The following is a 399-nucleotide window of genomic DNA, read 5'->3' on the forward strand; positions in this document are numbered from 1 at the left end:
TAACGCAGCAGGAAATAAATAATTTTTTTAAAGTGTGCTCTGCGAAGCATTATTTACCCTGTGGACTACTTTATGGCAGTGGTATGCGATTAATGGAGGTACTGCGTTTACGAGTACACGATATTGACTTTGACTATAACTGCATTCGAATTTGGGATGGCAAAGGAGGTAAAAATCGTGTTGTAACGCTTGCAGTAGAGCTCATACCGCAATTACGTTCTCAAATACAATTAGTTGATAGTTACCTGCAATTAGATCTGAAAAACCCCTTATATAGCGGCGCTTACATGCCGCATTTGTTACGTAAAAAATATCCAAACCATAACAGACAATTAGGTTGGCAATATTTATTTTCATCACATAAATTAAGCATTGATCCTGAGAGTAAGCAGGTGAGTC

The 399-nt window shown here is 37.6% G+C and carries 1 protein-coding gene; it reads left to right on the forward strand.

All coding sequences use genetic code 11. The features are described 5' to 3' along the window. A partial coding sequence (locus CWB65_RS19295) for a tyrosine-type recombinase/integrase (protein ID WP_171047601.1) occupies positions 1-399 on the forward strand: 399 nt, incomplete at both ends.

The sequence above is a fragment of the Pseudoalteromonas sp. S554 genome, from assembly GCF_005930865.1.
GTDB lineage: Bacteria > Pseudomonadota > Gammaproteobacteria > Enterobacterales > Alteromonadaceae > Pseudoalteromonas > Pseudoalteromonas marina.